Below are 14,968 nucleotides of genomic sequence, written 5' to 3' on the forward strand. Positions count from 1 at the left end.
CGGCAGCTCCTACATGAGATTGGGGCCACGAGCCTGTAGACGAACCCCGGAGAAATCCGGGGTTTGTCGTTTCTGGCGACCCCGCTATCATTCGCGGCATTCTTCGGGGGATTTGACTGATGCTTAATGGCCTGTGGCTTGGCTTCTTCATCGTGGCAGCCGTGTCGGCGCTGGCGCAGTGGCTGATCGGCGGCAACGCCGGGATCTTTGCGGCGATGGTGGAAAGCATTTTCGCCATGGCCAAGCTCTCGGTCGAAGTCATGGTGCTGCTGTTTGGCACCCTCACCCTGTGGCTGGGTTTCCTGCGCATTGCCGAGAAGGCCGGGATCGTCGAATGGCTGGCCAAGGTGCTCGGCCCGCTGTTCTTGCGGCTGATGCCGGAAGTCCCGGCCGGGCACCCTGCCCTTGGCCTGATCACCCTGAACTTCGCTGCCAACGGTCTGGGCCTCGACAACGCCGCGACGCCAATCGGCCTGAAAGCCATGAAGGCGCTGCAGGAGCTCAATCCCAGCGCGACCATCGCCAGTAACGCGCAAATCCTCTTCCTGGTGCTCAACGCCTCCTCCCTGACCCTGCTGCCGGTGACGATCTTCATGTACCGCGCCCAGCAAGGCGCGCCGGACCCGACGCTGGTGTTCCTGCCGATTCTGTTGGCGACCAGTTGCTCGACGATTGTCGGCTTCCTCTCGGTGGCGTTCATGCAGCGCCTGCGGATCTGGGATCCGGTGGTATTGGCCTATTTGATTCCCGGTGCGTTGATCCTCGGTGGGTTCATGGCACTGCTCGGCACGCTTTCCGCCACGGCTTTGGCGGGATTGTCGTCGATCCTCGGCAATCTCACGCTGTTTGGGTTGATTATGCTGTTTTTGCTGATCGGCGCGTTAAAGAAAGTGAAGGTTTACGAGGCGTTTGTCGAAGGCGCCAAAGAAGGCTTCGACGTGGCGAAGAATCTGCTGCCGTATCTGGTGGCGATGCTCTGTGCGGTTGGCGTACTGCGTGCTTCCGGGGCGCTGGACTTCGGGCTGGACGGTATTCGCCATCTGGTCGAGTGGGCCGGTTGGGACACGCGGTTTGTCGATGCGTTGCCAACGGCGATGGTCAAACCGTTCTCCGGCAGTGCGGCGCGAGCGATGTTGATCGAGACCATGAAGACCTCGGGGGTCGACAGCTTCCCGGCGTTGGTCGCCGCGACGATTCAAGGCAGTACCGAGACCACGTTCTATGTGTTGGCGGTGTATTTCGGTGCGGTGGGCATTCAGCGAGCGCGGCATGCGGTGGGGTGTGCGTTGCTGGCGGAGTTTGCCGGCGTCGTTGGCGCTATCTTTGTCTGCTACTGGTTCTTCGGCTAACCACAGATCAAAACTGTAGGAGTGAGCCTGCTCGCGATAGCGGTTTATCAATCGCCATCATCGGTGACTGATACACCGCTATCGCGAGCAGGCTCACTCCTACAGGGGTTTTGTGTTGGGCTTAGGGTTTTGGGGGAGCGAGTTTCTGGCCTTGGTCGACGGCCCACGCGACGACCTTGGCGGTCAGGCGATCACTGGCCTGGCCAAAGCCTGCGACCACCGCCGGCACCTGCACGTCGTTCAGAGGCTGACGCTCTTCAAAGCGCCGACTGGCCAGAATCCGCTGGTCATAACCGCGCACCAGCAACGCATCGACCCGCACCACGACGCTGGCCTGCGATCCCTGATACTCGGTCTGAAACGCCTGCAAACTCCCGCCCAATTCGAGATCCGCCGCAAAGTTGCTGTCATCGGTACTCAGCAACGTCACCCGGCCATCACGCGCAAACCCATCCAGCAGACGATTACGCACCAGCACCGGCGCCGGGTCGCTCCAGCGCGAGCCCTTGTAGCTGCTGATCACGTCACCCTGCGGGATCACCGCGATCGTCGGCCTGTTCAAAGCCTCACTGGCCTGCAATTTGTTCAGTCGCAACGACCAATGCTGTGCTGCCGCCGAACTGGCCGAGGCGGGCGCCTGTGCCGTCGGCAGGCGATAGACATCCGAAGGCTCGGATTTGGGCAAAATCGAGCATGCGCTGATCAGGGAAATGCCGGCGGCGAGAAGGGCGAGGCGAGTCAGCTTCATGGCGTGAATTCCTTGTTCTTGTCACGGCCCAGCAAATAGCCGCTGGGGTTGGCCTCAAGGCGTTGCGAAATGGCGCGCAACGAAGTCAGCGTCTCGCGCAGTTCGCGGATCGCCGGGGCCAGGCCATTGAGGCCCTGCATGCCGTTGTCGAGGGAGTTTTCGTTTTTGCTGAGCAAGGTGCTGATGGTCGCGGTGCTTTGCTCCAGCGACTTCATCGCCTGCTCGGCGCTGCCCAGTGCTTGCTTGCCTTGATCGTTGATCAGGCCGTTGGCGTTGCGCATCAGCAGCGAAGTCTGTTCGAGCATGCTGCCAGCCTGTTTGCCAACGCTCGCCAGTTGCTGCATCGCCTGTTTGATGTCGCCGCGCTGATCGTTGATGGTGCCGGTGGTTTGCTCCAGATGCGCAAGGGTTTTGCTGACGCGCTCAACGTTCTCTGGGGAAAACATCTGATTGGCGTTCTGCAGCAGCGCGCTGATGCCGGTCATCAAATCGTTGCTGTCATTGAGCAAACGCGAAATCGGCGAGGGCGAGGCTACGATCAGCGGCAGCTTACCGTCATGGCCGGTCAGTTTCGGGCTCTCTGGCGTACCACCGCTGAGCTGGATGATCGACGTGCCGGTGATCCCGGCCAGTGCCAGTTTCGCCTGGGTGTCTTCCTTGACCGGGGTGTCACCGGCCAGACGAATCCGCGCCAGCACCCGCCGTGGGTCTTTCGGATCAAGGCGCAAATTGATCACATCGCCGACCTTGATCCCGCTGTACTGCACCGGGCTGCCCTTGGACAGGCCACTGACTGCCTCGCTGAAGACAATCTCGTAATCCTTGAACTCGGTGTCGACACTGGACTTGGCCAGGAACAGACCGAAGAGCAGGGCGCCTGCCACCACAATCACGGTGAACAGGCCGATCAACACATGATGCGCTCGGGTTTCCATGTCAGACCTCGTTGAGCAATTTGGCGGCGTCCAGCGCCGAGCGGCCGCGCGGGCCGTGGAAGTATTCGTGAATCCACGCGTCGTCGGTTTCCGAAACGACGTCGATCGGGCCGGCGACCAGGACTTTCTTCTGCGCCAGCACCGCGACGCGGTCGGTGATGGTGTAGAGCGTGTCGAGGTCGTGGGTCACCAGAAACACGCTGAGGCCGAGCGCATCGCGCAGGGTCAGGATCAATTGATCGAACTGCGCCGCGCCAATCGGATCGAGGCCGGCGGTGGGTTCATCGAGAAACAGGATGTCCGGATCCAGCGCCAAAGCCCGCGCCAGAGCGGCGCGCTTGATCATGCCGCCGGACAGCGACGAAGGATATTTATCCGCCGCCGACAATGGCAGCCCGGCCAACGCCAGCTTCACGGCGGCCAAATGTTCGGCGTCGTTACGGCTGAGGCCGGCGTGTTCAATGAGGGGCAGGGCGACGTTCTCGGTGACCGTCAGCGAGGAAAACAGCGCGCCCTTCTGGAACAACACACCGAAGCGGCGTTCGACCAACGAGCGCTCATGCTCGGACAGGCTCGGCAGGTTCTTACCGAACACTTTGACGATGCCTTCGCTGGGCCGGCGCAAACCGACAATGCTGCGCAGCAGCACCGATTTGCCGCTGCCGGAACCACCGACCACGGCAAGAATCTCGCCTTTGTACAAATCCAGATCGAGGTTCTCGTGCACGCTCTGGCTGCCGAAGCGATTGCACAGGCCACGGACTTCAATCACCGCCTCCGAGGGCGCGCGGGGTAGACGACTCACCAGCCCATCTCCATGAAGAACAGTGCGGCCACCGCGTCGAGCACGATCACCACGAAAATCGACTGCACCACGGCAGACGTCGTGTGCGCGCCGACCGACTCGGCGCTGCCGCTGACCTTGAAGCCTTCCAGGCAACCAATCGCGGCAATGATGAAGGCGAAAATCGGCGCTTTTACCAAGCCGACCAGAAAGTGCTGAACGCCGATGTCCGACTGCAACAGCGTCAGGAACATCGCCGGCGAGATATCCAGCGACACCGCGCAGACCACGCCGCCACCGATAATCCCGCAGAGCATCGCGAGAAAGGTCAGCATCGGCAGCGCCACCAGCATCGCCAGCACGCGCGGCACCACCAGCAGCTCCATCGGGTCGAGGCCGAGTGTGCGGATTGCGTCGATTTCTTCGTTGGCCTTCATCGAGCCGATTTGCGCGGTAAAGGCACTGGCGGTGCGCCCGGCCATGAGGATCGCCGTGAGCAGCACGCCGAATTCCCGCAAAAACGAGAAACCGACCAGATCCACGGTAAAAATCGTCGCGCCAAAACTGGCCAGCACCGTCGCGCCGAGAAACGCCACCACCGCGCCGACCAGAAAGGTCAGCAGTGCCACGATGGGTGCAGCGTCGAGGCCAGTCTGCTCGATGTGCGCAATCATTGGCGTGATGCGCCAGCGCTTGGGCCGGAACAGGCTGCGCGCGATGGTTTCCAGGATCAGGCCGATGAAACCGAGGAGTTGCAGGGTGTCTTGCCAGATGGTGTCGACAGCGCGGCCGATGCGCGTCAGCAACTGCACGCTGACGCTGATTTCCGGCTCCTTGATTGGCACGCAGAAGTCGGTCATCGAGCGATACACGGTTTGCAGCAGCGCGCGGTCGGCGGTGGAAATCGTGCAATCAGGGTGCTCGGCAGATTTACCGAGGCGCTCGGAGCCGAGCAGTTCCACCAGCAGCGAAGCGCCGGCAGTGTCGAGTGCGCCGAGGCTGTTGAGGTCGATCGGGGTATTGGCGTCGTACTGGCCGTGGAGCTTTTCGCTCAGGGTCTTCAGCTCGGCGTAATGGGCAAGCGTCCAGTCCCCGGTGACCCGCAGGCGGGCAGGGCTGAACGACGTGTCCAGTTGGGCATTGCCGCTGATCGAGCTGCTGGTCATAAGCTCCGTGCTTGTTCGGCCTTTATGCGAACTAACGTAATAGCACGAACCGGATTACTTTTCTTTGATCGCTGTGCTGTCGGTGACTTCGAAGCGCAGCACGCCGATCACCTGGCCATCCTCGGTCAGCACCCGCACCTGCCATTTGCCCGCCGGGTTGCCAGGGAAATTCTGCTTGTGCGTCCACGCCCGGTAGCCTTCCTTGCGCCCGCCATGGATATCGAGGGCGATGCGGTCGACCTCTTTGCCGTTGAACTGCCAGACGTGATAAATCCGCTCATCAAGGCCGCGCGGCGCGTTGATCGCAGTGTAGGCGTAGAGCCCGCCGTTGCGGATCTGCTCGGCGCTGACCGTGTCGAGGCTGGCACCGGGGGTGCGATCCTGCATTTGCGTGCTGATCGCCACGTCGGTCATCCACAGCGTCGCCGGCGGCACCCACGAACGCAGCGCCCAACCGACGCCGCCAATGCCGACGGTGATGCACAGGATCGCCAGCGCATTGCGCAGCGTGCGGATCGGAAAGATCGACGCCAGGCTGGGGAACGACAGCAGCACGGCAATGCCCAGCGCCCATTTGAAGCTCTGCGCCGTGGTCAGGTGCATGATCACCGGCAACGCGGTGAGCAGGGCGGCGAACAGGGTCAGGGTGTGCAACGCGAGGAACGCCCAGCGCCGTGGCGCCAGCCATTTGTAGTAGAGCGGATCGACAATCGAGATCAGTGCCGCGACGCTGAGCAGGCCGGTGAAGAACAACTGGCCGCTGTTCCACGTCGTGGTGATGAAGAAGAACGGCAGGACGAAAAACAGGCTTTCCTGATGGATCATCTGCGTCGCGTAACGCAGCAGCGGCTGGGGAATCTCGCGTTTGAACACGCGGGTGAACAGGCCGGTGAGGGTGTTTTCCAGCATCAGCCAGATCCAGCTGAGCAGCATGATCACCGTGATCCAGCTCGCCAGCCCCTGCTGACGATCGACCATGATAAAACTGCCGACGCCGGAGATGAAACCGCCAAGCGCAATGACCCCGGGATAGCGCTTCATCAGTTCGAGAATGCGCTGGATCAGGAGCTGTATTTTCGGCATGTCGGGGTTCACAACGCTGTAGGAAAAATCCCGGAAAGGTTACCGCCGCCTAGCCCCTGTGGCGAGGGGATTTATCCCCGTTGGGCTGCGAAGCAGCCCCAAACCCTGCAACGCGATTCATCCAGACAAAACGCATTCGCAGGATTTACGACGGCTGCGCCGCCGAACGGGGCGGTGCGACGTTTCGCTAAATCCCCTCGCCACAAGAACCTCATCATCACAACATGGTGTTCCATATAGGAGCTGCCGAAGGCTGCGATCTTTTGATCTTCAACCCCGCTTACGATGCAAACGCCAGCCGATCAGGATCAACAACACCAGACCTAAGCCACCCGCACTCAACCACAACACCTGATCATCACTGATCAACGGCTTCTCGATCCGCAAATACCCCGGTTGCAGCAGCAATTCACGCATGGCTTTGTTCGCCGCCTCCAGCGTCACCCCTTGCAGCTCGCGGGCCGGGTTGGCAAAACGGCCGTCCTCATAATCGCCCAGCGCGCTCCAGTAATAATCCGCCATCGCGCTATTACCCTGCACCGCCCACGCCTGATGGGCGATGGACGCCTGTTTGATCCGCGCGAAGGTGTCCGGGTCGAGGCCGTTTTTCAGCAGATCGGCCTTGAGGTCTTCCAGCACCTGGATGGCTTCGTCGACGTCATCACGATCGAGATCAGCGTTCAGGCTCATGAAACCAACACCGCCAAACACTTCGCGCTCAGCCCACGGCCCGTAGGACAAGCCGTGATTGAGGCGGATCTGCCGATACAGCGCCCAATCCAGATAATCCTTGAGGATGTCGAAGGTCTGGTCGTACTGATCGTCAATCACCGGTTCCGGCACCAGCCAGTGCAGCTTGGCGCTGTCGCCGATGAAACCACGGGTGAGGGTGCGTTCATGGGCCGCGCTGGTGCGAATGTCCGGCAGTGGCCTGTGTTCGCTCGGATCGACCGCTTCGAGCGCGCCCCAGGTGCGTTCCAGGTAGGCCGGCAGCAGCTTGTCGAGTTCGCCGACGACGATCAGCGTCATGTTGTTCGGCGCGTACCAGGCCTTGCGCACCTTCTCCAGTTGTTCCTGAGTCAGGTGACCGACTTCGGCGCGTTGCGGGCATTTCAGGCCCAGTTCGACGGCGAGTTGATTGCTCGCGGTGTGGCCGAGATCCTGGCGATCGAGGAAGCGTTGCAGACGCGTGTAATGGCCGCCGTCCTCGCGTTCGACCACGCGTTTGGCGGCGTTGATCGCGTTGTCGTCGATGCGCGTCTGGGTCAGCAGGTCGAGCAGCAGGTCGAGGACCTTGCGCTGGTTCTTCGCCGGGGCTTCGATGACGAAGGTGGTGTCGGCGTTGCTGGTAAAGGCATTCCAGTCACCGCCCAGTGCCTGCATGCGTTCTTCCAGACCACCTTCGCCCGTGGCGTCGATGCCGCTGAACAACAAGTGTTCGAGCAGGTGCGGCAGCTCTTTGTCCGCGCAATCGAAATCATCAAGGCCGACGCCGACCACCAAGCGAATCGCCACATGCCCACGTTCGGTGCCGGGTTTGAGCATCAGCTGCAAACCGTTGGGCAGCGCATAGCCTTCGACCTGAAAGCGATCCAGGGCAAAGGCAGGCAGGGAACCGAGCAACAGACAGGCGAACAACAGGCAACGCATAACAGGCTTCCATACGGCTGATTTGGAGATCCGTGTCGTCAGTCAGTGCCCCATCGCTGGCAAGCCAGCTCCCACAAGGATTTTGGGTGCTCACAAAACCCTGTGGGAGCTGGCTTGCCAGCGATGGGGCCCTTGAGACTGAACTCTGTGTTACTGACTGACCCTGGCCCCAGACGTTCAAGGCGAATGCGTAATGTCGGCAATATCATCCGCCGCCAGCGCCCCGGTGTCCGCCGTTTCCAGCACCACATACGCACTGCCGCAAAACAGCGAATTCAAGCGTTTCATGTCGGCAATCAACTCCAGGTGCAGCGAACTGGTCTCGATACTCTGCACGATCTTGCGTTGCAAACGGCTGACATGCGCATGGGCCAAACGGCGTTCCTGTGCGCGGAAGCGACGCTTCTCGCGCAGCAACTGGCGAGCGCTTTCACGATCACCGCTGAGGAATACCGACAGGCCCAAACGCAAGTTGGAGATCAATTGCTGCTGCAACCCGGCCAGATCCTCCAGGCCTTCCTCGGAAAACGAGCGACGCTGCGAGGTCTTCTGCTGCTGGATTTTGCGCAGCATGCGTTCGATCAGGTCAGCGGCGAGTTTCAGGTTGATCGCCAGCTCGATGATCTCCGCCCAGCGCCGACTGTCCTGCTCGCCGAGATCCTCGCGGGGCATCTGCGCCAGATACAGTTTGATCGCGCTGTACAGCGCTTCGACGTCATCGGTCAGCCGGCGTATTTCCTGCGTGACGGCGGTCTGCTTGCCGCGCAACACATCGAGGGTCGCGTCGAGCATGTTCTCCAGCAGATCGCCCATGCGCAGGGTTTCCCGCGCGGCGTTGGCCAGTGCCAGACTCGGTGTGACCAGCGCGGTGGCGTCGAGATGCCGTGGCTTGGCCCTGCCGTTGACCTCCGGGCGTTCCGGCAGCAGCCAAGCGCACAGACGTGCCATCGGCCCGACGCTCGGCAGCAGAATCAGGCAGCGCGCGGTGTTGTAGAGCAGGTGGAAGCCGATGACCATTTCCTGCGGGCTGAAATCGAGACTGTCGATCCAGTGCACCAGCGGGTCGAGCACCGGGATGATCAGCAGCAGGCCGATCAGTTTGTACAACAGGCTGCCCAGCGCCACTTGCCGGCCGGCGGCGTTCTGCATGCTGGTGCTCATGAACGCCAGCACGCCGCTGCCGATGTTGGCGCCGATCACCAGACCGATCGCCACCGGCAAGCTGATTACCGCTGCGCCGGCCAGTGTGGCGGTCAGCAGCACCGCGGCAAGGCTGGAGTAGGAAATCATCGCGAACAGCGCGCCGACCAAGGCGTCGAGAAGGATGTCGCCGGTCAGCGAGGCGAAAATCACCTTCACGCCTTGCGCGTGGGTGATCGGCGCGGCGGCCTCGACGATCAATTGCAGCGCAAGAATGATCAGCCCCAGACCAATGGACACCCGGCCCATTTGTCCGAGGCGCGTCTGTTTGCGCGACAGAAAGAAAATCACCCCGAGGAAAATCAGCAGCGGCGACAGCCACGACAGGTCGAACGTCAGCACCCGCGCCATCAGCGCGGTACCGACATCGGCGCCGAGCATGGTCGCCAGCGCCGGGGTCAGCGCCATCAGGCCCTGACCAACGAAGGAGGTGACGAGCATCGCCGTGGCGTTGCTGCTCTGCACCATCGCGGTGACGACGATACCGGCGACGAACGCGAGCCAGCGCTTGGACATGTTCTGGCCAATCACATGGCGCAGATTGGTGCCGTACACCCGCAGGATGCCGGTTCGGACGATGTGCGTGCCCCAGATCAGCAGGGCGACGGCGGAAAGCAGATTGAGCAGGGTGAGCATGCAGACCCCCTGTAATAGCAGTGCCTCAGAGAGGCAAGTTGACGGTACCGCGCGGTTTCTACGTTTTTGATACTTAAGCTGTAGTTGGCTAACGGACTGGGCGCCAGCATTGCACAGCTAAAGTGTTGATTGAAACAAAAGTGTCATGAAAAGCGCTTCATCCACCCTTCAGATTTCGAATCCACCAATGATCCTTGGCGAGGGGATTTATCCCCGATGGGTCGCGCAGCGGCCCCCGTTGTTTAACCCAAAAGCAGGGGACTGCTGCGCAGTCCATCGGGGATAAATCCCCTCGCCACAGGTTTTTGCGGGTACAAAAAAGTCTGGATATAGCCCAAAACAAATGTAGGAGTGAGCCTGCTCGCGATAGGGCCATCAGCTTCAACATTGTTGTTGACTGACAGGCCGCCATCGCGAGCAGGCTCACTCCTACAGGGTTGTGGCGTAGGGGTTACTGGCCCGGGATGTCCTTGCGCAGTTTCACCGGGTCCTGCTGCTTTTTCTTCTTGGCCATCGCGCCGCGCAACTTGATGTTGATCGCCTCGACCGCCAGCGAGAACGCCATGGCGAAGTAGACATAGCCTTTCGGTACATGCACGTCGAACGACTCGGCAATCAGCACGGTACCGACCACCAGCAGGAACGACAGCGCCAGCATCTTCAACGACGGGTGCTTGTCGATGAACTCACTGATCTTGCCCGACGCCAGCATCATCACCAGCACCGCCACAATGATCGCGGCGACCATCACCGGCACATGGGAGACCATGCCCACCGCCGTGATCACCGAATCCAGCGAGAAGACGATGTCGATGATCGCAATCTGGATGATGGTGTAGAGGAAGTTGCCGCCCTTGCCGCCAGGCGAATCGTCGCTTTCGTCTTCACCTTCCAGCGCGTGGTACATCTCTTGCGAGCTCTTCCACAGCAGGAACAGGCCACCGAAGAACAGGATCAGGTCGCGACCGGAAATGCCCTGGCCGAACACTTCGAACAGGTCGGCGGTGAGGCGCATGACCCAGGTGATCGAAAGCAGCAACATGATCCGGGTGATCATGGCCAGGCCAAGTCCGAAAATCCGGGTGCGCTGCTGCATGTGCTTGGGCATGCGGCTGACCAGGATCGAAATCATGATGATGTTATCGATGCCGAGGACAATCTCCAGGGCCGTCAGGGTGAAGAAGGCAACCCAGATTTCGGGGTTGGTCAGCCATTCCATGTGTATTCCTTTGAGCGTGTGTTAAACCAGAACGCCAGCCAGCAGCTGGCGCCTGGTGAGTTGATGCCGTTACAAAGTGCTGAACAGCGGGAAAGTCCCCAACAGCAGGGCTGCAACCAGGATGCACAGGCACACCAGCACGGCCCATTTCAGGGTAAAGCGTTGATGGTCACCGAACTCGATACCGGCCAGCGCCACCAGCAGGTACGTCGACGGTACCAACGGACTCAGCAAGTGGACGGGCTGACCGACGATCGAGGCACGGGCCATTTCCACGGCAGTGATGCCGTAATGGCTGGCCGCTTCGGAGAGCACCGGCAGCACGCCGTAGTAGAACGCGTCGTTCGACATGAAGAACGTGAACGGCATGCTCACCAGCGCCGTGATCACCGCCAGGTACGGGCCGAGGAAGTCCGGAATCACTGCCAGCAGACTTTTCGACATGGCGTCGACCATGCCTGTTCCGGAGAGGATACCGGTGAAGATACCGGCAGCGAAAATCAGACTGACCACTGACAGCACGCTGCCGGCGTGGGCCGCGACGCGGTCCTTCTGCATCTGCAGGCACGGGTAGTTGACGATCATCGCGATACTGAACGCGACCATGAACAGCACCGGCAGTGGCAGCAGGCCAGCGATCAGCGTGCACATCAGCGCCAGGGTCAGCAGGGCGTTGAACCAGATCAGTTTCGGACGGCGGGCATCCGGGAACTGCGACACGCTGATTTCGCTGTGATCGATTTCGTCGCCGATCAGGTGCAGCTCACCCAGACGCGCACGTTCACGTTTGCCGTAGAAGTAGGCAATCAGCAGGATCGCCACGACGCCGGCGGCCATCGCCGGGATCATCGGCACGAAAATGTCCGACGGATCGACATGCAACGCACTCGCGGCACGGGCGGTCGGGCCACCCCACGGGGTCATGTTCATCACGCCACCGGCCAGAATGATCAGGCCGGCCATGATCCGCGGGCTCATGCCGATGCGGCTGTACAGCGGCAGCATGGCGGCCACGCAGATCATATAAGTGGTCGCGCCGTCCCCATCGAGGGAGACGACGAGCGCCAGTACGGCGGTGCCGACCGAAACTTTCAACGGGTCGCCCTTGACCAGTTTGAGGATCTTGCGCACGGCCGGGTCGAACAGGCCGGAGTCGATCATCAGGGCGAAATACAGAATGGCAAACATCAGCATCACGCCGGTCGGCGCCAGCTTGGTGATACCTTCGAGCATCATCGGGCCGATCTTCGGGGCGAAACCACCGAACAGGGCGAACAGAATCGGGATGATGATCAGGGCAATCAGCGCGGACAGGCGCTTGGTCATGATCAAAAACATGAACGTGATGACCATGGCGAAGCCAAGGAAAGTCAGCATGGGAATACTCCAGGCGTAGCGCGGCTAGTTGAGTGAGCGGATCAGTGAGGGATCAGCGCAGAACGGCAAGCACGAAACGTACGGGCGGAGTGGGAGCGAGGAGGCGGGCTACAGAGGACATCGGAATCACCATTGTTGTTGTTAATTGGGCCTTGCGTGCGAGCGATCACACGGTTTGGCCAACCGGTCTGTTGCCGGAAGTGGGGCGATCCTAATCGGGGAAGCTTTCAGCCAGCTTTCGCTGGAGAAAGCTTTGAATGAACGGTCAACCGGCCGTCGGATGCGAACTAGAGTCAATGAACACGGGAAGGAGGGCTTCAGCCATGAGCCAATTGCACAGCGGCGGCTGCCATTGTGGACACATTCGTTATCAGTTCAGCGGGGCGCTGCAGGACATCGCCCATTGTCATTGCTCGATCTGCCGCAAGGTCAGCGGCGGGATTGTGACGACGTGGATCACCGTGCCGGTGGCGAGTTTCCAGTGGTTGGCGGGTACGCCGTCGCGGTATGACTCGTCGCAGAGTTGCGCGCGGTTCTTCTGCCCGAACTGCGGCGCGCAACTGGCGCTGGCGACGTTGCTCAGCCCGGAAAGCATCGACGTGACCATCGCCACCCTTGATCACCCGGAACTGGCGCCGGCCGAGCGGCATATCTGGACCGACAGCCAACTGCCCTGGCTGCATCTGGACGAACAACTGCCGAGTGAAGCCGAAGAAACCATTTGATCAAAAAATAGACAGGTCCAACGGTCGCACGGCGCCCATCCAGATCGCGTGCTCAGTGTGATCGAGCAAATCATCGCCAGTGTCCGGGTGCAGAAACACCACCAGGCCTTTGCGGTTCAGCGCCAGCCACGGCAACACCTCGCCGATCAGCTCGGGGCCGAAGGCCAGTTGGCAACTCCAGTCCGGGTGCGGGCCGACCGGGCGTTCGTGGACCCGGCCCATTTTCAGCGCAAACAACTGCGCTGCCTGTTCGCACAAATCCCGCGCCTGCCCAATGCTGCTGGCGTCGAAATAGACGTGGGCGTGGTAACCCTTGATCACTTGCATCTGAAAGCCTCTGAATCGGTTCGAACCCTCGGCGTTGCCCGTATGTCACACGCCATACAAGGGAAAACAAAAGGGATCAGCCATGAAAAATGCCGAAACCCCGGCGGTAAAAGTGGTGCTCTATGGTGCCATGAGTAGCCTGGGCGGTGCGTTGATGGCTGAGTTGCTGCGCCGTCAGCACGAAGTCATCGCTATCCTCGACGACCTCACCGCGCTTGCGCCGCGTCCGGGTTTGCGCACCAAAAGCGGTGATCTGTTCGATTCCGAGCGGGTCAATCAAAGTGTGGCAGGCAGTTCGGCGGTCATCTGTTTATTGGATGCGCCGGGGTTGCCGTTCAGCAGTGATCACGTTGAACGCTCGGTGGTGCTCGGGCCGGTGGAGCAGGTACTGGCCGTAGATGCTTTGGTCGATGGCCTACAAGCGGCGAATGTTTCGCGACTGTTTTTGGTAGGAGAGTTCTCGGTGCTCGACGAACCGGAACTGGACGATCGCCTGCAACGCCACGCCGCCGAGGAAATCCGTGAAGCGCTGCAAAGCAGCCCGCTGCAGTGGACGCTGGTCAATGCGCCCCATGGCGTGGCCGGGCTGACGATTGAGCATTTCAGTCAGGTCGGCGGCAATCTGGAGCCAGGCTTGGCGGAACCGCTGGAACGCCTGAATCGCGTGGCGGTGGGGATTGCTGATGAGCTGCGGCTGAATTTGCACGAGGGCCAACACGTCAATTTCATCGCCGCCACAGATCCCATGTAGGAGCTGCCGAAGGCTGCGATCTTTTGATCTTCAAACCGCAATCGAAGGCAGCGCCAACCCGTTCAGGGATTCGGCGCTGCTCGCCTGCTCCGCCATCAACCAATCCACAAACTGTTGAATCAACACCCCGCGCCGTTTGCGCTGCGGCAACACTACGTAATACCCCAGCCGCGACAGCGTCGTTTCAGCAATCGGCCGACACAACAAACCCTGACTCAGCAAGTTATCCACAAGGTGCCGCCAACCAATCGCCACGCCTTGCCCGCCAATCGCCGCTTGAATCAACAGCGTGTAATTGTCGAACCGCAACTGCCCCGGCGCCGGCGGCGTGCTGATACCCAACTCGCGAAACAGTCCGCTCCAGTCGAACCAGTTGCTGCTGTTTTCGCCACGCAGGTGCAGCAGCGGCAACTCCAGCAACGCCTGAGCGGGCAAGGGCAGGGCGCGTTCCTTGAGCAATTGCGGGCTGCACACCGGGAATACTTCCTCGCTGAACAACCAATGGCTCTCGCCCTGCTTGAAGCGCCCGTCGCCAAACAGGATCGCCACGTCGATGTCGGTGCGCAGCATGTTGTGGTTGCGTTCGCTAGTAACCAGGCTGACGTCGACATGCGGATTGGCTTCATGGAAGCGATGCAGGCGCGGCATTAGCCAATATGCTGCAAAGGCGAAGTCGGTGGCGACTTGCAGCACCTCGTGTTGCTGCTGCGCGCTGATCGCGCTTAATCCTGCGTCGATATTCTGCAAACCCAAGCTAACTTGCTCGAAAAGGATCGCACCGACTTCGGTTAACTCGATGCCTCGGTAGATGCGATCAAACAACCGCGTGCCGAGCTGTTCCTCCAACCGTTTGATCTGCTGGCTGATTGCCGGTTGAGTGGTGCCCAACTCGACTGCCGCCGCAGTAAAACTGCGATGACGAGCGGCGGCTTCGAAGGCGCGCAGCAGGTCAAGCGACAGATCGCCCAAAGCTTCATACATAAGCTGTGCTTATCCTAGTCATTGCCCGACGCGGGCT

At 60.7% G+C, this 14,968-nt stretch carries 14 protein-coding genes; 3 read left to right on the forward strand and 11 right to left on the reverse strand.

Annotated features, from left to right (window positions below):
* The first annotated feature begins 119 nt into the window (after positions 1-119).
* Positions 120-1,349, forward strand: coding sequence for a nucleoside recognition domain-containing protein (locus tag PMI37_RS20030; RefSeq protein WP_007911793.1), 1,230 nt, complete (start codon positions 120-122; stop codon positions 1,347-1,349).
* 121 nt (positions 1,350-1,470) lie between these two features.
* Here the strand turns inward: PMI37_RS20030 and PMI37_RS20035 are convergent, their stop codons facing one another.
* The 9 genes from PMI37_RS20035 to PMI37_RS20075 form a co-directional block, all read right to left on the reverse strand.
* Positions 1,471-2,097 carry an ABC-type transport auxiliary lipoprotein family protein gene (locus PMI37_RS20035; RefSeq protein WP_008084315.1) on the reverse strand — a complete coding sequence of 209 codons (627 nt, stop codon included), beginning with the start codon at positions 2,095-2,097 and terminating at the stop codon, positions 1,471-1,473.
* Entirely contained in the window at positions 2,094-3,032 is a 939-nt protein-coding gene (locus tag PMI37_RS20040) for an MlaD family protein (protein ID WP_008084316.1), read from the reverse strand. Before PMI37_RS20040 ends, PMI37_RS20035 begins: the two co-directional genes overlap by 4 nt.
* 1 nt (position 3,033) lies before the next feature.
* Positions 3,034-3,837 carry an ABC transporter ATP-binding protein gene (locus PMI37_RS20045; protein ID WP_008084317.1) on the reverse strand — a complete coding sequence of 268 codons (804 nt, stop codon included), beginning with the start codon at positions 3,835-3,837 and terminating at the stop codon, positions 3,034-3,036.
* Positions 3,834-4,982, reverse strand: coding sequence for an ABC transporter permease (locus PMI37_RS20050; RefSeq protein ID WP_008084318.1), 1,149 nt, complete (start codon positions 4,980-4,982; stop codon positions 3,834-3,836). The genes PMI37_RS20045 and PMI37_RS20050 overlap by 4 nt, the downstream gene beginning before the upstream one ends.
* Positions 4,983-5,036: 54 nt before the next feature.
* Positions 5,037-6,065 (reverse strand): DUF5924 family protein, encoded by a 1,029-nt coding sequence (locus PMI37_RS20055; protein ID WP_008084319.1) that lies wholly within the window; start codon positions 6,063-6,065, stop codon positions 5,037-5,039.
* A gap of 270 nt (positions 6,066-6,335) precedes the next feature.
* Entirely contained in the window at positions 6,336-7,715 is a 1,380-nt protein-coding gene (locus PMI37_RS20060; protein WP_008084320.1) for a M16 family metallopeptidase, read from the reverse strand.
* Positions 7,716-7,892: 177 nt separating this feature from the next.
* Positions 7,893-9,551 (reverse strand): Na/Pi cotransporter family protein, encoded by a 1,659-nt coding sequence (locus PMI37_RS20065; RefSeq protein WP_008084321.1) that lies wholly within the window; start codon positions 9,549-9,551, stop codon positions 7,893-7,895.
* Positions 9,552-10,002: 451 nt separating this feature from the next.
* Positions 10,003-10,770, reverse strand: a complete 768-nt coding sequence (locus PMI37_RS20070; RefSeq protein ID WP_008084323.1) for a TerC family protein — start codon at positions 10,768-10,770, stop codon at positions 10,003-10,005.
* A gap of 69 nt (positions 10,771-10,839) precedes the next feature.
* Positions 10,840-12,147 (reverse strand): CitMHS family transporter, encoded by a 1,308-nt coding sequence (locus PMI37_RS20075; RefSeq protein ID WP_008084326.1) that lies wholly within the window; start codon positions 12,145-12,147, stop codon positions 10,840-10,842.
* 323 nt (positions 12,148-12,470) lie between these two features.
* Between PMI37_RS20075 and PMI37_RS20080 the strand changes: the two genes are divergently transcribed.
* Complete coding sequence (locus tag PMI37_RS20080; protein WP_008084329.1) at positions 12,471-12,872, forward strand: GFA family protein; 402 nt, start codon at positions 12,471-12,473, stop codon at positions 12,870-12,872.
* On the opposite strand, the gene PMI37_RS20085 is transcribed toward PMI37_RS20080, so the two are convergent.
* On the reverse strand, positions 12,873-13,199 hold the full coding sequence (locus PMI37_RS20085) for a DOPA 4,5-dioxygenase family protein (RefSeq protein WP_008084331.1): 327 nt from the start codon (positions 13,197-13,199) through the stop codon (positions 12,873-12,875).
* Between the two features lie 82 nt (positions 13,200-13,281).
* On the opposite strand from PMI37_RS20085, the gene PMI37_RS20090 reads away from it, so the two are divergent.
* On the forward strand, positions 13,282-13,950 hold the full coding sequence (locus tag PMI37_RS20090) for an NAD(P)-dependent oxidoreductase (protein ID WP_008084333.1): 669 nt from the start codon (positions 13,282-13,284) through the stop codon (positions 13,948-13,950).
* Positions 13,951-13,980: 30 nt separating this feature from the next.
* On the opposite strand, the gene PMI37_RS20095 is transcribed toward PMI37_RS20090, so the two are convergent.
* The gene (locus tag PMI37_RS20095) at positions 13,981-14,931 is read right to left on the reverse strand and encodes a choline sulfate utilization transcriptional regulator (RefSeq protein ID WP_008084334.1); all 951 of its coding nucleotides are present in this window, start codon (positions 14,929-14,931) and stop codon (positions 13,981-13,983) included.
* Between the last annotated feature and the right edge of the window lie 37 nt (positions 14,932-14,968).

The sequence above is a fragment of the Pseudomonas sp. GM80 genome (assembly GCF_000282515.1).
Lineage (GTDB): Bacteria > Pseudomonadota > Gammaproteobacteria > Pseudomonadales > Pseudomonadaceae > Aquipseudomonas.